The following is a 19009-nucleotide window of genomic DNA, read 5'->3' as shown; positions in this document are numbered from 1 at the left end:
ACGCGGGCGGCTGCGGAAGTCCCTGCCACTGGCGCTTCGGCCGTGGCGGAACGGACGGCGGCTGCCCCATCTGCGCTTCCCCCTTCGTACGGCTGCCCGGACGAACTCCCCCGCTCCTCCGGCAAGCGCATCGACCGGAAGAAGTGAATCGGACATGAACCCCGTTGTTGTACGTCAGTCGAGCGGGCCTTCTTTGTATCACCCGTGACGAACGCCCAGCGGGCTCGGTCCGCCCCTGTTCCCAAGGGAGGACCGGCCCGTGATGGGGTTGTTACGCGCTCTGCACGGCTTCTCTACGGCTCGGCCGGAGGCACCGGTCAGGCGTCCTCCGCCAGTTCCAGCCAGCGCATCTCCAACTCCTCGCGCTCGCCGACCAGTTCGCGGAGCTCGGCGTCCAGTTTGGCCACCTTCTCGAAGTCCGTTGCGTTTTCGGCGATTTGCGCGTGCAGCCTGGTCTCCTTGTCGGAGACCTTGTCGAGCTGCCGCTCGACCCGCTGCAGTTCCTTCTTCGCCGCCCGCGAGTCGGCCGCCGACTTCTCCTTGCCCGCCCCGGCCGGGGCGGGCGGCGGGGTCGCCGGTACGGCGGCTTCGACGAGCCTGGCCCTGCGCTCGAGGTACTCGTCGATACCGCGCGGCAGCATCCGCAGCGTGCCGTCGCCCAGCAGTGCGAACGTGCGGTCCGTGGTCCGCTCCAGGAAGAACCGGTCGTGCGAGATGACCACCAGCGAGCCCGGCCAGCCGTCGAGGACGTCCTCCAGCTGCGTCAGCGTCTCGATGTCGAGGTCGTTGGTGGGCTCGTCGAGGAACAGCACGTTCGGCTCGTCCATCAGCAGGCGCAGCAGTTGCAGCCGGCGCCGCTCACCACCGGACAGGTCGCCCACCGGTGTCCACTGCTTCTCCTTGCCGAAGCCGAACTGCTCGCACAGCTGGCCCGCGGTCATCTCCCGGCCCTTGCCGAGATCGACCCGGTCGCGGATCTGCTGGACCGCCTCCAGCACCCGCATCGCGGGCGGCAGTTCGGTGACGTCCTGCGACAGGTACGCGAGCCGTACGGTCCTGCCGACGACGACCCGTCCCGCCACCGGCTGCTCCTCGCCCTGGGAGAAGGCGGCGGCGGCGAGCGTACGCAGCAGCGACGTCTTGCCCGCGCCGTTGACACCGACCAGACCGATGCGGTCACCGGGGCCGACCTGCCAGGTCAGATGCTTCAACAGCACCTTGGGCCCGGCCTGGACCGTCACGTCCTCCAGGTCGAAGACCGTCTTGCCGAGACGCGCCGAGGCGAACTTCATCAGCTCGGACGTGTCGCGCGGCGGCGGCACGTCGGCGATCAGCTCGTTCGCCGCCTCGATGCGGTAGCGGGGCTTGGACGTACGGGCGGGGGCGCCGCGCCGCAGCCAGGCCAGCTCCTTGCGCATCAGGTTCTGCCGCTTGCTCTCCTCGGTCGCGGCGATGCGCTCGCGCTCGGCCCGGGCGAAGACGTAGTCGGAGTAGCCGCCCTCGTACTCGTACACGTCGCCGCGCTGCACGTCCCACATCCGGGTGCAGACCTGGTCGAGAAACCAGCGGTCGTGGGTGACGCAGACGAGGGCGGAGCGCCGCGAACGGAGGTGCTTCGCCAGCCAGGCGATGCCCTCCACGTCGAGGTGGTTGGTCGGCTCGTCGAGGACGATCAGGTCCTGCTCGGCGATCAGCAGCTTGGCCAGCGCGATACGGCGGCGCTCGCCGCCGGACAGCGGCCCGATGACGGTGTCGAGCCCCTGCGGGAAGCCGGACAGGTCCAGCCCGTCGAACAGCCCCGTCAGCACGTCGCGGATCTCGGCGTTGCCCGCCCACTCGTGGTCCGCGAGGTCGCCGATGACCTCGTGCCGGATCGTCGCCTCCGGGTCCAGCGAGTCGTGCTGCGTGAGCACACCGAGCCGCAGCCCGCCGCTCTGGGTGACCCGCCCGGTGTCGGGCTCCTCCAGCTTGGCGAGCAGCCGGACGAGGGTGGTCTTCCCGTCGCCGTTGCGGCCGACGACGCCGATACGGTCGCCCTCCGAGACGCCGAGGGAGACTCCGTCGAGCAGGGCGCGTGTTCCGTACACCTTGCTGACTGCCTCGACATTGACCAGGTTGACGGCCATTTCTCTCCTGACAGGGGGAACGATCGACCTCCCAGCCTACTTGTCAGGTACGGCTGCCCCGTCCGGCGCGTTCCACCAGCAGCCAGCCGCCGAACGCCATGGCCACGGCGGCGGGCGCGCTGACGTGCACCGCGACCAGCACCGCCGTCCTGCCTTCGAGCAGCCCGCCGAAGCCCACCATGGACAGACCGAGGACGCCGAACAGACAGAGCGCGATCCCCGCGGCGGCGACCGGCCCGGTACCGGGGACCGGGGCGGCGGCCCGCCGGGCGGGGCGTTCGAACCGCCTGAACGCGGCGACGAGCAGCGCGGTCGCCCCGGCCGCCGCGGCGACGCGCAGCGGCACCTGCGTCCACCAGGCGGCCGTCGCCGGCTCCGGCAGCGCGAGGCCGGCGGCGAGCATCACCCCGTAGACGCCCAGCATCGCGGTGAGGTGCCACAAGAACGCGGTCATGGCTATGCCGTTGGCGACCACGACACCCCGCCAGACCCGGGCCCGCCGCACGAACCGCGTGCCCGGGCCCTTCAGCAGTTCCACCGCGCCGACCAGCCACAGGCCGTGGAACAGCAGGGCGAGGGTCGGCGGCGCCATGTTCGAGACCTTCTCCCCGGGCATCCCGACCATGGAGAGCGGATACGGCCCGAAGGCGACCAGCACGGCGGCCCCGGCGAGCCCGGCCGCCGCGAGGGCGGAGGGCATCGTGATGCGCCCGTCGGCACGGAGGAAGCCCAGCTGGTGGACGGCGAGCCAGACGAAGGCGAAGTTCAGGAACTCGACGAAGGGGACACCGGCGGCGAACCTCAGCACGTCCACGGCGGCGGCCGCCGCGACGAGCCCGCCGAAGGCGCCCCACCCGAAGCGCTCGTGCAGCCTGAGCAGCGGCGGGGTGAACGCGACCATCGCGAGATAGATCCCGATGAACCACAGCGGCTGCGCCACGAGCCGCAGCGCGACACCGGTCATCCCGCCGCCGCCACCCAGCAGCTGCACGACGAGCGCGGCGGCGCCCCAGACGAGGACGAACGCCATCGTGGGCCGCAGCAGCCGCTGCAACCGGCCGCGCAGAAAGACGGAGTACACGCTCCGGTCCGGGTGCAGCCGGCGCAGCGACCGGTAGGAGAGGGCGTGCGAGAACCCGCCGACGAAGAAGAAGACGGGCATGACCTGCAGAACCCAGGTGAGCGGTTGCAGCTCCGGCACGACGGCGAGCAGGTTCCCCACGCCGTCGCCGGTGACGGCGGCCATCAGCCAGTGCCCGCCGACGACGGCCCCGAGCGACGCGACCCGCAGCAAGTCGACGTACCGGTCGCGGGTGTCCGGTGTTGCGGCGGCGAGCTCACGAGCGCTTGTTCCCATGGGGGTACGGTGCCGGGCCGCGGGGCGGGCGCGCGAGAGCGCTCGTACTCAGGTCTGCGCCTGAGTACGCGACCGGGTGGCGCCTGCGGCGGGCTTGTTCCCCTGCGTCTGGCGTAGGGGAAGGGGACGCGCCCCGCGAAGCGGGAGGCGTCAGTCCGCGAGGACCCTCGCGCCCGCCGCCGGCGCCCCCGCCACCCGCGCCGTCCGGCACGTGCCCGACGACGTCAGCGCCGACGCCACCGCCTGAGCCGCGTCCGCGTCCTTCGCGAGGAACGCCGTCGTCGGGCCCGAGCCCGAGACCAGCGAGGCGAGCGCCCCCGCTTCCGCGCCCACGGCTAGCGTGTCCGCGAGCGACGGGCGCAGGGACAGGGCCGCGGGCTGGAGGTCATTCGAGACGGCGTCCGCCAGCGCGAGGACGTCGCCCGTGCGCAGCGCGTCCAGCAGCTGCGGGGAGGCGACCGGTTCCGGCACGTTCACGCCCTCGTTGAGCCGGTCGAACTCGCCGTACACGGCGGGTGTGGACAGCCCGCCGTCCGCGACCGCGAACACCCAGGAGAAGCCTCCACCGACCTCGAGCTCGGTCAGCCGCTCGCCGCGCCCGGTGCCGAGCGCCGCTCCACCGACCAGGCTGAACGGCACGTCGGACCCCAACTGCGCGCAGAGCGACAGCAGTTCGTCCCGCGTCGACCCGAGGCCCCACAGGGTGTCGCACGCGAGCAGCGCGCCCGCGCCGTCCGCGCTGCCGCCCGCCATGCCGCCGGCGACGGGGATGTCCTTGGCGATGTGGATGTGGACGTCGGGCGCGATGCCGTGGCGGGCGGCGAGCAGTTCTGCGGCGCGGGCGGCCAGGTTCGTACGGTCCAGGGGCACCTGGTCCGCGTCCGGCCCGGCGCAGGTGATCGTCAGCGACGGGGCGGGGCGTACCGTCACCTCGTCGTAGAGGCCCACCGCCAGGAAGACGTTGGCCAGGTCGTGGAAGCCGTCGGGGCGGGCCCCGCCGACCGCGAGCCGGACGTTGACCTTGGCCGGCACCCGTACCGTGACGCTCACTGCTTCGCCTCCGCGATCCGTGCGAACTCCTCCACCGTCAGGGCCTCGCCCCGCGCCTGCGGCGACACACCGGCCGCGACCAGCGCCGCCTCTGCCGCGGCGGGCGATCCCGCCCATCCGGCGAGCGCGGCGCGCAGGGTCTTGCGCCGCTGCGCGAAGGCCGCGTCGACGACCGCGAAGACCTCGGCCTTCGTCGCGGTCGTCGCCACCGGGGCGGCCCGCCGCACCAGGGACACCAGCCCGGAGTCCACGTTCGGCGCGGGCCAGAAGACGTTGCGGCCGATCGCGCCGGCCCGCTTGACCTCGGTGTACCAGTTGGCCTTCACGGACGGCACGCCGTACACCTTGTTCCCGGGCCGCGCGGCCAGCCGGTCGGCGACCTCGGCCTGGACCATGACGAGGGTGCGCTCGATCGTCGGGAAGCGGTCGAGCATGTGCAGCAGCACCGGGACGGCGACGTTGTACGGAAGGTTCGCGACGAGTGCGGTCGGCGGCGGTCCCGGCAGCTCCCGCACGTGCATCGCGTCCGAGTGCACCAGGGAGAAGCGCGGGGCCCGTTCCGGCAGGCGCGCCGCGACCGTCGACGGCAGCGCGCCGGCGAGCACGTCGTCGATCTCGACGGCGACGACCCGGTCGGCCGCCTCCAGCAGGCCGAGGGTCAGCGAGCCGAGTCCCGGCCCGATCTCGACGACGACGTCGTCGGGCTTCACCTCGGCCGTGCGGACGATCCGGCGGACGGTGTTGGCGTCGATGACGAAGTTCTGGCCGCGCTGTTTGGTGGGGCGTACGCCCAGCGCGGCGGCCAGCTCGCGGATGTCGGCGGGGCCGAGGAGTGCGTCGGGATCAGTGGTGCTCACCGATACAGCCTACGGCCGCAGTGCGGCCACGGACTCGCCCCCCGCTGCACATAGAGCTTCTTCGCCCGGTACGTCTGCTCCTCAGCGGTGGCGTCCTGCGGGCGCCCGGTGCCGCCCAGGGAGCGCCAGGTCGCCGTGTCGAACTGGTACAGCCCGCCGTAGGTGCCGGACGGATCGACGGCGCCGGGCCGCCCGCCCGACTCGCAGGCGGCGAGCGCACCCCAGTCGAGGCCGTCCGCTCCTTCTACGGAGGAGGGCGGTCGCCGGGTGCCGACCCGCACCTGCTCGGCGACGGGGCGGCGTACGACCTCCTCGTCGATCCGCCGCGGCTTCCCGCGTACGCCGTTGACGGTCCGCAGGGCGTAGGTGACCCGGCGGACGCCCGGCTCGCCCTGCCGTACGACGACCTCGGTGCCCGCGAACAGCTCCGGGTCCCTGGTCCTGACGACGGCGAAGGGGATGGGTTCCTCCCGCGCCTTCCGCCCGTCGCTGATCCGCATGACCGTGACGGTCTGGCCGTCGCGCGGGAAGCCGGCGGCTGCCACGGACGTGGTGTCCCGGCCGCGCAGCACGATCCCCGACTCGGCGAGCGCCTGGCCCACCGTGGCGGCGTTGGTGCGGATGGTGCGTTCCCGTCCGTCGGCCATGAAGGTCACGGCCCGCTCGGTGCGCACGTCCAGGACGAGGCCGGTTGGCGGGATGCGGGTGGAGCGGGGTACGGAGAGGTACGCGCCTTCCGCGCGCACCCCGAACTCGCGCAGGGCGCCGTCCACGGTGCCGGCCGTCGTCCACACGCGGACCCGGCGGCCGTCCAGCGTGAGCGTGAGGGGCCTGGCGTGGCGGACGGTGATCTCGTCACCGTTGTCGAGCGCCGTGCCGGGGCCGGGGGTGACGAGGTCGTGCGCACCCGGGTCCAGGCCCTGCTCCTCGAGGAGTTCGCGTACGTCGTCGGCGAAGGTGTGCGTGGTTCGCGGGACACCGTCGACGGTGAGGCGGACGGCCTTGTCGTCGGCGACGAACGCGGATGTCCCGCCGGCGAGGAAGGCGACGACGAGGGCCTGCGGGAGAAGCCGGCGCAGCGCCTCCGAGCGCTCCGCGGACCGGCGGCGCCGCGCCCTGCGCCGTGCCGCCCGGGGGCCGGGACCGCCGGGCGGGTACGCGTCGTCCGGGTCCGTCACGACCGCGTCGGCGGCGTACGCGTACGCGCCGTCCGTGTCACCGTCGCGCCGACGGGTCCCGGCCGCCGCGGACGTCTGCAACGGCAGCGGGGCGGGGCCGGTCTCCGTGAGATCCAGGTACGGCAGGGTCGGCGCCTGGGCCACGGCGTGCCGGCGGCGGCACACCCCGGTGGTGTCGGCGTTCTCGCCACGGAGGTCCACGTACGGAACGGTGGGCGTGTAGGCCGCCGTGAGCCGGGTGTCGACGACGGTGGGCGGCGGCACCGTCGCCTCGTACGGCGGTGCGGGGACGTCACCGGCCGACCGCGTACCCGGGCGTCGCGCGCCGCGCGACGCCCGGTGACTGCCCTGCGAATTACTCACGCTCACGACGCTCCGTAAGGTCCGGTCAGCCAAGTGGCAACGGACAGTAGCGGAGCGGTCGTCACTCTCCAAAGCGCCACGGACACCCGGCGTGACGAACACCGGAACCGTGCTCCGATCCGGTCAGTAGCCGAACGCGCGCGCGGTATTGGCCGCGATCGCGCCTGCCAGGGCGTCCTCGTCCATGCCCTTGACCGCCGCCATGGCGCGGAGCGTGATCGGAATCAGATACGGGGCGTTGGGCCGTCCGCGGTACGGCGCCGGGGTGAGGAAGGGCGCGTCCGTCTCGACGAGTACGAGTTCCGCCGGCGCCACCGCGAGCGCGTCGCGCAGCGGCTGTGCGTTCTTGAAGGTCACATTGCCGGCGAAGGACATGAAGTAGCCCTTGGCCGCGCAGATGTCCGCCATTTCGGCGTCGCCGGAATAGCAGTGGAAAACCGTGCGCTCCGGTGCGCCTTCCTCCGTCAGGATCCGCAGCACGTCCGCGTGTGCGTCGCGATCGTGGATGACGAGTGCTTTGCCGTGCCGTTTCGCGATCTCGATATGCGCGCGGAACGAGCGTTCCTGTGCGGCGATGCCCTCGGGGCCGGTGCGGAAATGATCGAGGCCGGTTTCACCGACGGCCTTCACCTCGTCGAGCGCGGCGAGCCGGTCGATCTCGGCGAGCGCGTCGTCGAGTGCGGCGTCGCCGCCCGCGTCCCGGGCCCCCTGCCGCGACCAGCCGTCCGTGTCCCCCAGCACGATGCGCGGCGCCTCGTTGGGGTGCAGGGCGACCGCGGCGTGCACACCCGGGTGGGTGGCGGCGGTCTCCGCCGCCCAGCGGGAACCCTTGATGTCGCAGCCCACCTGGACGACGGTTTCCACACCGACCGCGGCGGCCCTCGCAAGGGCCTCCTCGACGGTGCCTTCCTGCATGTCCAGGTGGGTGTGCGAATCGGCGACCGCGACCCCGAGCGGCTCGGGCAGCGGCGGCGGGGCGGATTTCGAACTCATGGGCGCGATCCTACGGAAGTCGCGCCCGGCGGCTCATTTGCGGTGGTGGAAGAGGTGCAGCAGGTCGGAGAGGTGCCAGTGGCGGTCCTCGTGTGCGGCTTCCGCCTCGGCCCCCCGGTCCATGGTCGACCCGCCCGGGGCGGGTCCGTCCGCGGTCGAGCCGCGCCCGGGCGATCCGCGCTCCGGCGTTCCCGACGACGGCGGCGCGGACGCCGGGGAATGCCCATCCGGTGCCACCGCGTCCACCGGGGAGACGGCCGGCACCGGAGAGCCGCCGTCCCGCTCCCCCAGCCCCATCAGGTTCCGGACCGTGGACACCCGCCCGGGCCGCATGATCCTTACGACGTGCCCGCCGCAGTTGACGCAGGTCGGGCTGGACAGGGGCGACGGAACCCGCCGCCCGTCCGCCTTGTAGACGACGAAGTCCCCGCCCGCCGGGTCGGTGTGGTGCTCGATCTCGTAGGACTGCTCCCATCCGTGCCCGCAACGCATGCAGGCGAACGAATACGCCTCGTGGACCTTGGCGGTGCCTGTCGTTTCACTCATGCCGGCTCCTCTCCACCTGGGTCCAGTGGACGCCTTTTCGGGCGGGAGCGCATCAGCGCCTGTCGATTGATTGTGCGCTCTTGGGTTTTTCCATACACAAGAGGGCAGGACACGGTCTGCGCTTTGCCTTTTACGATAGACCTTTACCCTCGCCCGACGCGGAACGAGCCGCGTTCTTTGCCACCACGACCGCATCGAACACCTCGCGTTTGGGAAGCCCCGCCTCCGCGGCGACGGCCGCGATGGCCTCCTTGCGCCGTTCCCCGGCCTCCTCCCGCACCCGCACTCTGCGCACCAGTTCCTCGGCGTCCAGCTCCTCCGGTCCGGTCTCCGGCGCGCCCTCGACGACGACGGTGATCTCACCGCGTACGCCCTGGGCCGCCCAGGCCGCCAGTTCGCCGAGGCCGCCGCGCTTCACTTCCTCGTACGTCTTGGTCAGCTCCCGGCACACGGCGGCCCTGCGGTCGGGCCCGAAGACCTCGGCCATGGCGGCGAGCGTGTCGTCGAGCCGGTGGGGCGCCTCGAAGTAGACGAGGGTGCGGCGCTCGCGCTCGACTTCCCGGAGTTTGCCGAGCCGCTCGCCCGCCTTGCGCGGCAGGAAGCCCTCGAAGCAGAAGCGGTCCACCGGCAGACCGGACAGGGCGAGCGCGGTCAGCACGGCCGACGGGCCGGGCACCGCGGTGACCTTGATGTCCTGCTCCACCGCGGCGGCGACCAGCCGGTAGCCGGGGTCGGACACGGAGGGCATGCCCGCGTCGGTCACCAGCAGCACCCGGGCCCCGCCGGTCAGCGCCTCCACCAGCTCCGGAGTGCGGGCGGCCTCGTTGCCCTCGAAGTAGGAGACGATCCTCCCCGTGGTGTGCACCCCCAGCGCCTGAGTGAGCCGGCGCAGCCGCCGGGTGTCCTCGGCGGCGACGATGTCGGCGCCCTCCAACTCGGCGGCGAGCCGGGGCGGCGCGTCCGCCACATCACCGATGGGTGTCCCTGCGAGTACCAGCGTTCCTGTCACACACGCCATCCTCCCAGGGCGGGGAGCACCGATCGCACAGCCGTGTTCCTTACGATGGCGCGGTGACCAGTACCGCGCCACAGCCCCTGCGGGGCAAGGACGACGCCGATCAGCAGCCGCCCGGCCGGCAGAGGCGGCTGCGCCGCTTCGGCTACACGCCCCGGCCGGTGATCGGGCTGCGGGACCGCCTGGTGCCGCCCTACACCCGGCCGTCCCGGCAGGTGTGGCAGGTGTTCGGTATCCCGCCGCGGGCCGTGGGGCCGCTGCTGCGCGCCGCCGCGTGGGGCGGTCCGCTGCTGGTCGCCCTGGTCGCGGGGGTGCTGCGGTTCTGGAACCTGGGCCGGCCCCACGCGGTGATATTCGACGAGACGTACTACGCCAAGGACGCCTGGGCGCTGATCAACCAGGGGTACGAGGGCAGCTGGCCCAAGGACATCGACAAGTCGATCCTCGACGACCCCTCGGCCGTCGCGATCCCCACCGACCCCGGGTACGTGGTGCACCCGCCGGTCGGCAAGTGGGTCATCGGCCTCGGCGAGAAGCTGTTCGACTTCACACCCTTCGGCTGGCGGTTCATGGTCGCCGTGCTCGGCACACTGTCCGTGCTGATGCTCTGCCGTATCGGCCGCCGGCTGTTCCGCTCGACGTTCCTCGGCTGCCTCGCGGGTCTGCTGCTGGCGGTGGACGGTCTGCACTTCGTGATGAGCCGCACCGCGCTGCTCGACCTGGTGCTGATGTTCTTCGTACTGGCGGCCTTCGGGGCGCTGGTCGTCGACCGCGACCGAGCCCGTTCACGGCTCGCGGCGGCACTGCCCGTGGACGGCGAGGGCACGCTGCGGCCGGACGCGCGGGTCGCGGAGACGTTGCGCCTCGGCTGGCGGCCGTGGCGTCTGACGGCGGGCGTGATGCTGGGGCTGGCGGCCGGCACCAAGTGGAACGGCCTGTTCATCCTGGCGGCGTTCGGCCTGATGACCGTGTTGTGGGACGTGGGCTCGCGCCGCACGGCGGGCGCGGTCCGGCCGTACGCGGCCGTCCTGAAGAAGGACCTCGTCCCGGCGTTCGTCTCCACCGTCCCGGTCGCCTTCGTGACGTACATGGCCTCCTGGACCGGCTGGCTGGTCACGGACAAGGGCTACTACCGGAACTGGGCGTCCACCGGGGCCGGCAAGGACAGCAGCTGGAGCTGGCTCTTCCCCGACTGGTGGCGCAGCTTCTGGCACTACGAGAACCAGGTGTTCGACTTCCATGTGGGCCTGACCTCCGGCCACACCTACGAGTCGAACGCCTGGAGCTGGCTGGTCCTCGGCCGCCCCGTCTCGTACTACTACGAGGACCCGAAGCCCGGCGACGACGGCTGCCCCGCGGACGCCGTCGACAAGTGCGCCTCCGAGGTCCTGGCCCTCGGCACCCCGCTCCTGTGGTGGGCCGCCTGCTTCGCGATCTGCTACATCGCCTGGCGCTGGCTGTTCCGGCGCGACTGGCGGGCGGGCGCGATCCTGTGCGGCATCCTGGCGGGCTGGCTGCCCTGGCTGCACTACCAGGAGCGCACGATCTTCCTCTTCTACGCGGTCGTGTTCGTCCCGTTCCTGTGCCTGGCCGTGGCCATGATGATCGGCGCCATCCTCGGTCCGCCCGGCTCCGACGAACGCCGCCGCGCGATCGGCGCGATCGGGGCGGGTGTGCTGGTGCTGCTGATCGTCTGGAACTTCATCTACTTCTGGCCCATCTACACGGGCACCCCGATCCCGCTCGACGAGTGGCGCAACCGGATGTGGCTGGACACCTGGGTGTAGCCGTGGCCGAGGCGGGCCCGACACTTGCGGTGCCGGGCCCGCCTCGGTCGTTGTCGGTGGTAGCCGGTCGCCGTGAGTCGCCCTTCGACGGCCCACAGACGGCCCGCAGCCGAACGCGGGCGGCTGCGGGCGGCGCTGTGGGATGGTGGTCGGGTGACGTTGGACGACCTCGTCCGGCTCCGCCGGGCCCGTGACCTGATGGACCGCGACTACGCGAAGCCGCTCGACGTTCCGGCGCTGGCGCGTTTCGCGCTCATGTCGCCGGGCCACTTCTCGCGCAGCTTCCGCGCCGCGTTCGGGGAGACGCCGTACAGCTATCTGATGACGCGCCGGATCGAGCGGGCCAAGGCGCTGCTGCGGCGCGGTGACATGTCGGTGACGGACGTCTGCTTCGCGGTCGGCTGCACGTCGCTGGGGTCCTTCAGCTCGCGGTTCACCGAACTGGTCGGCGAGAGCCCGAGCTCGTACCGGGCCCGCGAGCATGACGACGGCGCGGCCGTCCCGGCCTGCATTGCGAAGATCCACACGCGACCGGTCAGGAACAAGGAAGCGGGACCGGGCCCCCGGCGCCTGGCGTGAACGCATGGACATCGAGCATTCACCGTGCTTCATCGCCGTGACGACCACGACAAGGCGCTGACCTTCTACCGGGACGTACTCGTCCTGGAGCTGCGCAACGACGTCGGGTTCGAGGGAATGCGCTGAGTGACCGTCGGGTCGCCCTCGCAGCCGGACGTGAACACCGTCCTGGAGCCGCCGGTTGCGGACCCGAACGCCTCGCAGGCCGACCGGCAGGCCATGTATCCAGGAGCAGAGGGTTCCCATGGGTGGGACGCCCCGGTGGCACCCCCGGTTCGGACCGCCGGCCGGCGCGGCTTCCGGTGGCGGCCCCGCCGGAGCCGCCACCGGGCCCCGGCGCCTCCCGGCACCGGGGCGGCATCGCGGTGCGTCCCGGTCCGATAACGACCGCAGACTCTGACACTCCTGTCACGTAAAGTTCGGAATGACTCATGCCCTTGAACATGTTCAAGGGCATGCAACTCTGGGGAGGGGGCTGCGTTCATGCGCAGTGGAGCAAAGGTCGCCATCGTCGGCGGCGTCTTCGCGGTCGTCGCGACCGGCGTCGGCTACGGGGGCTACAACCTGTACAGCGGTCTGACAGGATCCGGTGGGAGCGGTACCAGCACCAAGGCCGAGTCGACGGAGAAGAGAACCGGACCGCCGAGCGCGGACGAGATCGAGCAGACCGCCAACGACTTTCTGACCGCCTGGGCCGAGGGCAGGGGCCTCGAAGCGGCGCAGCTGACGAACAACCGGGCCGAGGCGGAACCGCTGCTGACCGGGTTCAGCCAGCAGGCCCACGTCACCGAGGCCGTCATCAAGCCCGGCCCGGCGGCGGGCGCGAACGTGCCGTTCACGGTCGAGGCGACCGTGACCTACAAGGGGGAGAGCAGGCCCTGGTCCTACGCCTCCTCGCTGACCGTGGTCCGTGGGCTGACGACGGGTAAGGCGCTGGTGGACTGGCAGCCGTCCGTGGTCCACCCGAAGCTCACGAAGGGCACGTCGCTGGTGACGTCGGAGGCGTCGGCACCGCAGATCAAGGCGGTCGACGACAACGGTGTCGAGGTGACGCGCGGGAAGTACCCCTCGCTCGGGCCGGTCCTCGACCAGCTGCGCCAGAAGTACGGCAACGACGTGGGCGGCACGCCCGGCATCGAGCTTTCGATCACCTCCGCGTCGGAGGGCGTGCCGGACCAAACTCTGCTCACGCTGACCGAGGGCAAGGCGGGCACCCTGCGCACGACCCTCGACGCGGGGGTCCAGGCCGCCGCGGAGAAGGCCGTGAAGAACTACTCCGCCGCGTCCGTCGTGGCGATCCAGCCCAGCACCGGTGAGATCAAGGCGGTCGCCAACACCAAGGCCGGCGAGTTCAACCCGGCGCTGCAGGGCGCCCAGGCGCCCGGCTCGACGATGAAGATCGTGACGGCGGCGATGATGCTGGACAAGGGTCTGGTGAGGGGGCCGAACTCGCCGGTCGAGTGCCCGTCGACGATCACCTGGGAGCGCGTCTTCCACAACCTCGACGACTTCTCGATCTCCGGGGCGACCTTCCAGCGGGCCTTCGCACGCTCCTGCAACACCACCTTCATCAAGCCGGTCAAGCCGCTCGGCACCGGCGCGGGCACCGCACTCGGTGAGACCGCCCGCACGTACTTCGGTATAGGTCTCAACTGGCAGTCGGGGGTCATCACCTTCGACGGCAAGGTGCCGGAGTCGACGGGCTCCGAGACCGCCGCCTCGTACATCGGCCAGGGCCGGATCCAGATGAACGCGCTGAATGTGGCATCCATCGCGGCGACCGCGAAGAACGGCGCCTTCAAGCAGCCTGTCATCGTCCCGCAGAGCCTGGACGATCGTGAGCTGGCCACCGCCACGCCGCTGCCCGGCAACATCGCCGCGTCGCTGCGGCAGATGATGAACGCCACCGCCACCGGCGGCACCGCCGCCGAGGCCATGGCCTCGGTCCGCGGGACCAAGGGCGCGAAGACCGGCTCGGCCGAGGTGGACGGGCAGGGCGACTCCAACAGCTGGTTCACCGGGTACGCCGACGACCTGGCCGCGGCCGCCGTCGTGCAGTCCGGCGGTCACGGCGGCGACACGGCCGGCACGACGGTCGCACAGGTGCTGAACGCACGCTGACCATTTCCCGCCCGTGACCGGTGCGCCGCAGCCTCGAAACGTGTCACAGTGCCGAACGTACCGCCCGGATCAGGGCCTGGGCACGCGGATCGGCGGTAACACCCTTGCGCATGCCGTTCGTTGTGTAGCCGAGCGCGACGCCCGACTCCGGGTCGGCGAAGCCGAGGGAGCCGCCGCGGCCGGGGTGTCCGAAGGAGCCGGGGCCGAGCAGCGGCGACGCGGGGCCGTGCAGCATGAAGCCGAGTCCGAAGCGGGTGGGCACGACCAGGACCCGGTCGGGTCCTGCGGATTCCTCCGTGCGGGCGAGGGTGAGCGTGGCCGGTGCGAGAAGACGGGGCCCGCCGTCGACCCCGCCGATGGTCGCGGCGTAGAAACGGGCGAGCGCGCGGGCCGTGGACATCCCGCCGGACGCGGGGAGTTCGGCGGCCCGGTAGGCCGGGTCGTTCTCGTCGGGGAGCGGGTGGATGGCCTCGAAGGCGCGGCGGGTCAGCGAAGCGGGGTCGCGGTACGCCTCCACCACGGCACGCTTGGGCCGCAGTGTGAGGCCGCCGCCCTCGGCGGTCGGCGGCTCCGCGATCGGCCCGAGCCGCCCCACCCGGTGGGCCTCGTCCGCGGGCAGCCCTATCCACAGGTCGAGGCCGAGGGGCCGGGCGATCTCCTCCGCGACCCAGCGGCCCAGGGTGCGGCCGGTGACACGGCGCACCAGCTCGCCGAGGAGCCAGCTGTACGTCTGCGCGTGGTAGCCGTGTTCGGTGCCGGGCTCCCACGCGAGTGCCTGCGCGGCCAGCGCGGCCGGTCCGCTGACGCCGTCCTGCGCCTCGGCCGGTGTGAGCGGACGGTCAAGCACCGGCAGGCCGGCACGGTGGGAGAGCAGGTGGCGGACGAGGACCCGCTCCTTGCCGGCCGCCTTGAACTCGGGCCAGTACGTGCCGACCGGCGCGTCCAGGTCGATCTGGCCGCGCTGGTGGAGCAGCAGGACGACGGCCGCGGCAACACCCTTGGTGGCCGAACGGACGACCTGCGCGGTGTCGAGCACCCACGGTTCGTGCCCGTCGACGTTCCGTGTGCCGGCCCACAGGTCGACCACCTTGCGCCCGTCGCGGTAGACGGCGACGGCCGCACCGCGCTCGCCGCGCTGTTCGAAGTTGCGCGCGAAGGCGTCCGCGACCGCCTCGAAGCCGTCCGCCACGGTGCCCCGGACGTCCACCACGTCTGCTCCTTCGCTGCGATCCATCCCCCCATGGTGCAACGTGGTGCGGACCTCCCCGCGCCCGGGGCGGCCGGGGGCGGTCAGCTGAGCACGATGGAGACGTCGATGTTGTCGCGGGTGGCGTTGGAGTACGGGCAGACCTGGTGGGCGGCGCCCACCAGGCGCGAGGCGAGGTCCTGGTCGACGAGCGGCAGCGAGACGTTCAGGGCGACCGCGAGGCCGTAACCTCGCGCCCTGTTGGGGCCGATGCCGACCTTTGCGGCGACGGTGGAGCCGGTGAGGTCGAGGCCGGCCCGGCGGCCGACGAGCACCAGGGCGTTGTGGAAGCAGGCGCTGTAGCCGGCGGCGAAGAGCTGTTCCGGGTTGGTGCCGCGGCCGTCGCCGCCGAGGGCGGGCGGCATGGCGACGCGTAGCTCGATCTGCCCGTCGTGACTGGTCACATAGCCGTCGCGGCCACCGTGGGCGGTGGCTTCCGCCACATACGTGATCTTGGTCGGGCGGGTGTCCACCGAGTCGTTGGTGTCGGCGGCCTGTTCGCTCATGCTGCGTCCCCGAGGTGCGTGCGCCGGCGGATCCGCGTCGCGCGGTCCGGCGCGTGGTTTCTCCGCGGAATACCGGAATGTACATCGCGCACAATGTATCGGAGGGTGGAGCCCTTTATTACTCCGGGGTAGCCTTCGCCGCCGTCACTCCCCGGTGGCCTTCGCGGCCGTGTTCCGGGGTGGCCTTCGCGGCCGTCTCCGCCAGACGGTGCAGGTCGGCGCGGAGCCGGGCGATCTCCGGCCCCTCCAGACCGGTGCTCACCAGCAGCTGCTCGGGCACCTTCCCGGCCCGTTTCCGCAGCGCCTCCCCCTCGTCCGTGAGCACCAGCCGCACCGAGCGCTCGTCGGCGGCGGAGCGCTCCCGGCGCACCAGGCCCGCCGCCTCCAACCGCTTGAGCAGGGGCGAGACCGTGCCGTAGTCCAGCCGCAGCGCCGAGCCCAGTTCCTTGACCGGGATCTCGCCGCGCTCCCACAGCACGAGCATCGTGAGGTACTGCGGATAGGTCAGGCCGAGTTCGGCGAGCAGCGGCCGGTAAGCCGCCGTGACCGCCCGCTGCGCCGCGTACAGCGCGAAGCACAGCTGATCGTCGAGCAGCAGGGACGCCGTCGCCGCCCCGCTCCGGTCCTCATGTCCGCGCTCCGTGTTCACGCGCCTATTGTCACGGACCTCGGGTCGAAGCCGAAGGGCAGCTCCAGCCGGTGCGCGCGCACCAGCTCGTCGTCGCTCAGCAGCTCCCGGGTGGTGCCGTCGGCGGCGATCACGCCGCCGCTGAGGATCACCGAACGCGGGCACAGCTCCAGGGCGTACGGCAGGTCGTGCGTGACCATCAGTACGGTGACGTCCAGCGCGCGCAGGATGTCGGCCAGTTCACGGCGCGAGGCCGGGTCCAGGTTGGACGAGGGCTCGTCGAGCACCAGGATCTCCGGCTCCATCGCGAGCACGGTCGCGACGGCGACCCGGCGGCGCTGCCCGAAGGACAGGTGGTGCGGGGGCCGGTCGGCGAAGTCGGCCATGCCGACGCGGTTCAGCGCGGTCAGCACGCGGGCCTCCAGCTCGGCGCCGCGCATCCCGGCCGACGCGGGCCCGAAGGCCACGTCCTCCCGGACCGTCGGCATGAACAGCTGGTCGTCCGGGTCCTGGAAGACGATGCCGACCCGGCGGCGGATCTCCGCGAGATCCTTGCGGCCGACCGGCAGCCCGGCCACGGCGACGGAACCGGCGCCGCCGGTCAGGATGCCGTTGAGATGCAGGACGAGCGTGGTCTTGCCGGCGCCGTTGGGGCCGAGGAGGGCGACCCGCTCACCGCGCCCGACGGTCAGGTCGACGCCGAACAGGGCCTGGTGGCCGTCGGGGTAGGCGTACGCGAGCCCGCGCACGTCGAGGGAGGGGGGCGGTGTGCGCTTCACGGCGTCGGTACCGGCAGTCATAGCGTCCATCCCAGCAGACAGACCGCGAGCGCGGTCACGGGCAGTGCGGCGGCGGACGACCACTGGGCCCGGGTGGCCCGTACCTCGTCGAGGACCGGCATGGTCCCGGTGTAGCCCCGGCTGACCATCGCGAGGTGCACCCGCTCGCCGCGCTCGTAGGAGCGGATGAACAAGGCGCCCGCCGGCTTGGCGAGCACGCTCCAGTGGCGCACACCGCGCGCCTCGAAGCCGCGCGAGCGGCGGGCGATCGACATCCGCCGCATCTCGTCGGCGACGACGTCGCCGTAGCGGATCATGAAGGAGGCGATCTGGACCAGCAACGACGGCAGCCGCAGCCGCTGCAGGCCCAGGAGCAGCGAGCGCAGCTCGGTGGTCGAGGCGAGGATCACTGAAGCGGCGACGCCGAGCGTCCCCTTGGCGAGGATGTTCCAGGCGCCCCACAGCCCGGGGACGGAGAGGGAGACCCCCAGCACCTCGGTCCGCTCACCGGGCACCACGAAGGGCATCAGCAGCGCGAACGCCACGAACGGGATCTCGATGAGCAGTCGCTTCAGCAGGAAGCCCGCCGGGATGCGCGCCACGGCCGCGACCGCGCCGAGCAGCACCGCGTACAGCCCGAATGCCCAGACGGCCTCCCGCGGGGTGGAGACGACGACCAGGACGAAGCAGAGGACGGCGATCAGCTTGCAGTGCGCGGGCAGCGCGTGCACCGCCGACTGACCGGGGCGGTAGAGCTTGTGCGCGTGTCCGGCGCCCATGTCGGCGGCCGTCCCTATCCGGCGGAGGTCTGTACGGATTCGTTCCCGGCGCCGTCGCCGCGACGGCGGCGCACCACGTAGAAGACGCCGCTGCCGACGGCCACGGTCAGGCCGACACCGATCACGCCGGCGAGGCCGCCGGAGAGCCGGTCGTCCTCGATGTCCTTGACGCCGTAGTCGGCGAGCGGGGAATCGGCAGCCCCGTGCTCCCGGACCGACGTGTCGAAGCCCTTGTCGGAGGCGACCTTCTCCAGGCCGTCGGGGCTGGCCGAGGCGTAGAAGGAGACGCATCCCGCGAGGACGAGACTGGTGACCAGACCGCCCGTCCACAGCCGGCGCGTCGAGCGGGCGGCGACCGGCGCGGGCTCCGCGGCGGGCGCGTCCACCAGCTCGCCGTCGACGCGGAGCTTGAGCGGCGCGGCCAGACCTCGGGCCCCGTACACGAGGTCGGGCCGTACGGCGACGACGGCGCCGACGGTCACCATGGTGATGAGGGCCTCGCCGATGCCGATGAGGACATGGACGCCGACCATCGCCGTGAGGACCGAGCCCACGGGGACTTCGGTGACCCCGCCGACCGCGTAGACGAGGGTGAAGGCGGCGGCCGAGGCGGGCACCGAGACCAGCGCGGCGACGAAGGACGCGCCGGTCACCGAGCGGCGGGTGCGCGGCAGCACCTTGACCAGGCCGCGGAAGAGCCCGTACGCGACGAGGACGGTGACGACGCCCATGACGGTGATGTTGACGCCGAGCGCGGTGAGGCCGCCGTCGGCGAAGAGGATGCCCTGCATCAGCAGCACGACGGCTATGCAGAGCACACCGGTGAACGGCCCGACGAGGATGGCCGCCAGCGCGCCGCCGAGCAGATGCCCGCTGGTGCCGGCCGCGACGGGGAAGTTGAGCATCTGAACGGCGAAGACGAACGCGGCCACCAGGCCGGCGAGGGGCGCCGTACGGTCGGCGCCGGGCAGTTCTGCCGGTGATCCGCCGAGCTCACGGCGGGCTCCGCGGAGACTGACGGCGACCGCTCCGGCGGCGACGACTCCGGCGGCCACCGAGACGGGCGCATTGATGAATCCGTCGGGAACATGCATGGAGA

At 72.2% G+C, this 19009-nt stretch carries 17 protein-coding genes and 1 pseudogene; 4 read left to right on the top strand and 14 right to left on the bottom strand.

Annotated elements, in window-relative coordinates; translation table 11 throughout:
* Positions 1-317 precede the first annotated feature (317 nt).
* The 8 genes from AB0903_RS08635 to rsmI all read right to left on the bottom strand — a co-directional run bounded on the left by AB0903_RS08635 (position 318) and on the right by rsmI (position 9488).
* Positions 318-2126 carry an ABC-F family ATP-binding cassette domain-containing protein gene (locus AB0903_RS08635; RefSeq protein ID WP_366700372.1) on the bottom strand — a complete coding sequence of 603 codons (1809 nt, stop codon included), beginning with the start codon at positions 2124-2126 and terminating at the stop codon, positions 318-320.
* 43 nt (positions 2127-2169) lie between these two features.
* Positions 2170-3483 carry an acyltransferase gene (locus AB0903_RS08630; protein WP_366700370.1) on the bottom strand — a complete coding sequence of 438 codons (1314 nt, stop codon included), beginning with the start codon at positions 3481-3483 and terminating at the stop codon, positions 2170-2172.
* Positions 3484-3633: 150 nt separating this feature from the next.
* Complete coding sequence (locus tag AB0903_RS08625) at positions 3634-4533, bottom strand: 4-(cytidine 5'-diphospho)-2-C-methyl-D-erythritol kinase (protein WP_366700368.1); 900 nt, start codon at positions 4531-4533, stop codon at positions 3634-3636.
* On the bottom strand, positions 4530-5390 hold the full coding sequence (rsmA, locus tag AB0903_RS08620) for a 16S rRNA (adenine(1518)-N(6)/adenine(1519)-N(6))-dimethyltransferase RsmA (RefSeq protein ID WP_366700367.1): 861 nt from the start codon (positions 5388-5390) through the stop codon (positions 4530-4532). Before rsmA ends, AB0903_RS08625 begins: the two co-directional genes overlap by 4 nt.
* The gene (locus AB0903_RS08615; RefSeq protein WP_366700602.1) at positions 5387-6568 is read right to left on the bottom strand and encodes a ubiquitin-like domain-containing protein; all 1182 of its coding nucleotides are present in this window, start codon (positions 6566-6568) and stop codon (positions 5387-5389) included. The genes rsmA and AB0903_RS08615 overlap by 4 nt, the downstream gene beginning before the upstream one ends.
* A gap of 486 nt (positions 6569-7054) precedes the next feature.
* Positions 7055-7924 carry a TatD family hydrolase gene (locus tag AB0903_RS08610; protein WP_366700365.1) on the bottom strand — a complete coding sequence of 290 codons (870 nt, stop codon included), beginning with the start codon at positions 7922-7924 and terminating at the stop codon, positions 7055-7057.
* 33 nt (positions 7925-7957) lie between these two features.
* On the bottom strand, positions 7958-8470 hold the full coding sequence (locus AB0903_RS08605; protein ID WP_366700363.1) for a hypothetical protein: 513 nt from the start codon (positions 8468-8470) through the stop codon (positions 7958-7960).
* Positions 8471-8600: 130 nt separating this feature from the next.
* A complete protein-coding gene (gene rsmI / locus AB0903_RS08600) occupies positions 8601-9488 on the bottom strand; it encodes a 16S rRNA (cytidine(1402)-2'-O)-methyltransferase (protein WP_366700361.1) in 888 nt (295 codons plus the stop codon).
* A gap of 53 nt (positions 9489-9541) precedes the next feature.
* Between rsmI and AB0903_RS08595 the strand changes: the two genes are divergently transcribed.
* The 4 genes and pseudogenes from AB0903_RS08595 to AB0903_RS08580 all read left to right on the top strand — a co-directional run bounded on the left by AB0903_RS08595 (position 9542) and on the right by AB0903_RS08580 (position 13972).
* The gene (locus AB0903_RS08595; RefSeq protein WP_366700359.1) at positions 9542-11272 is read left to right on the top strand and encodes a phospholipid carrier-dependent glycosyltransferase; all 1731 of its coding nucleotides are present in this window, start codon (positions 9542-9544) and stop codon (positions 11270-11272) included.
* A gap of 153 nt (positions 11273-11425) precedes the next feature.
* The gene (locus tag AB0903_RS08590; protein ID WP_366700358.1) at positions 11426-11851 is read left to right on the top strand and encodes a helix-turn-helix transcriptional regulator; all 426 of its coding nucleotides are present in this window, start codon (positions 11426-11428) and stop codon (positions 11849-11851) included.
* A 4-nt stretch (positions 11852-11855) separates the two neighbouring features.
* Positions 11856-12073: pseudogene (locus AB0903_RS08585) on the top strand (VOC family protein); the annotation flags it as partial.
* A gap of 261 nt (positions 12074-12334) precedes the next feature.
* Positions 12335-13972 (top strand): penicillin-binding transpeptidase domain-containing protein, encoded by a 1638-nt coding sequence (locus AB0903_RS08580; RefSeq protein ID WP_366700357.1) that lies wholly within the window; start codon positions 12335-12337, stop codon positions 13970-13972.
* A gap of 43 nt (positions 13973-14015) precedes the next feature.
* Here AB0903_RS08580 and AB0903_RS08575 read toward each other — a convergent pair whose 3' ends face one another.
* The 6 genes from AB0903_RS08575 to AB0903_RS08550 form a co-directional block, all read right to left on the bottom strand.
* Positions 14016-15206, bottom strand: coding sequence for a serine hydrolase domain-containing protein (locus AB0903_RS08575; RefSeq protein WP_366700355.1), 1191 nt, complete (start codon positions 15204-15206; stop codon positions 14016-14018).
* 56 nt (positions 15207-15262) lie between these two features.
* Positions 15263-15724, bottom strand: a complete 462-nt coding sequence (locus tag AB0903_RS08570) for an organic hydroperoxide resistance protein (protein WP_366700353.1) — start codon at positions 15722-15724, stop codon at positions 15263-15265.
* A 118-nt stretch (positions 15725-15842) separates the two neighbouring features.
* Positions 15843-16373 (bottom strand): MarR family transcriptional regulator, encoded by a 531-nt coding sequence (locus AB0903_RS08565; protein ID WP_366700351.1) that lies wholly within the window; start codon positions 16371-16373, stop codon positions 15843-15845.
* The gene (locus AB0903_RS08560) at positions 16370-17152 is read right to left on the bottom strand and encodes an ABC transporter ATP-binding protein (RefSeq protein WP_366700349.1); all 783 of its coding nucleotides are present in this window, start codon (positions 17150-17152) and stop codon (positions 16370-16372) included. Before AB0903_RS08560 ends, AB0903_RS08565 begins: the two co-directional genes overlap by 4 nt.
* Complete coding sequence (cbiQ, locus tag AB0903_RS08555) at positions 17149-17910, bottom strand: cobalt ECF transporter T component CbiQ (protein WP_366700347.1); 762 nt, start codon at positions 17908-17910, stop codon at positions 17149-17151. Before cbiQ ends, AB0903_RS08560 begins: the two co-directional genes overlap by 4 nt.
* 14 nt (positions 17911-17924) lie before the next feature.
* Positions 17925-19004 carry an energy-coupling factor ABC transporter permease gene (locus AB0903_RS08550; RefSeq protein WP_366700345.1) on the bottom strand — a complete coding sequence of 360 codons (1080 nt, stop codon included), beginning with the start codon at positions 19002-19004 and terminating at the stop codon, positions 17925-17927.
* Positions 19005-19009 lie beyond the last annotated feature (5 nt).

Source organism: Streptomyces sp. NPDC048389 (assembly GCF_040706335.1).
Taxonomy (GTDB): domain Bacteria; phylum Actinomycetota; class Actinomycetes; order Streptomycetales; family Streptomycetaceae; genus Streptomyces.
Note: the sequence above shows the minus strand (reverse complement) of the source record. Positions and strands in the feature narration are given on the sequence as shown.

Excerpts from the sequence above, each read along its gene's own strand:
- AB0903_RS08635 (WP_366700372.1), bottom strand. The coding sequence starts at position 2,126 with ATGGCCGTCAACCTGGTCAATGTCGAGGCAGTCAGCAAGGTGTACGGA.
- AB0903_RS08630 (WP_366700370.1), bottom strand. The coding sequence starts at position 3,483 with ATGGGAACAAGCGCTCGTGAGCTCGCCGCCGCAACACCGGACACCCGC.
- AB0903_RS08610 (WP_366700365.1), bottom strand. The coding sequence starts at position 7,924 with ATGAGTTCGAAATCCGCCCCGCCGCCGCTGCCCGAGCCGCTCGGGGTC.
- AB0903_RS08605 (WP_366700363.1), bottom strand. The coding sequence starts at position 8,470 with ATGAGTGAAACGACAGGCACCGCCAAGGTCCACGAGGCGTATTCGTTC.
- rsmI (WP_366700361.1), bottom strand. The coding sequence starts at position 9,488 with ATGGCGTGTGTGACAGGAACGCTGGTACTCGCAGGGACACCCATCGGT.
- AB0903_RS08580 (WP_366700357.1), top strand. The coding sequence starts at position 12,335 with ATGCGCAGTGGAGCAAAGGTCGCCATCGTCGGCGGCGTCTTCGCGGTC.
- AB0903_RS08575 (WP_366700355.1), bottom strand. The coding sequence starts at position 15,206 with ATGGATCGCAGCGAAGGAGCAGACGTGGTGGACGTCCGGGGCACCGTG.
- AB0903_RS08570 (WP_366700353.1), bottom strand. The coding sequence starts at position 15,724 with ATGAGCGAACAGGCCGCCGACACCAACGACTCGGTGGACACCCGCCCG.
- AB0903_RS08560 (WP_366700349.1), bottom strand. The coding sequence starts at position 17,152 with ATGACTGCCGGTACCGACGCCGTGAAGCGCACACCGCCCCCCTCCCTC.
- cbiQ (WP_366700347.1), bottom strand. The coding sequence starts at position 17,910 with ATGGGCGCCGGACACGCGCACAAGCTCTACCGCCCCGGTCAGTCGGCG.
- AB0903_RS08550 (WP_366700345.1), bottom strand. The coding sequence starts at position 19,004 with ATGCATGTTCCCGACGGATTCATCAATGCGCCCGTCTCGGTGGCCGCC.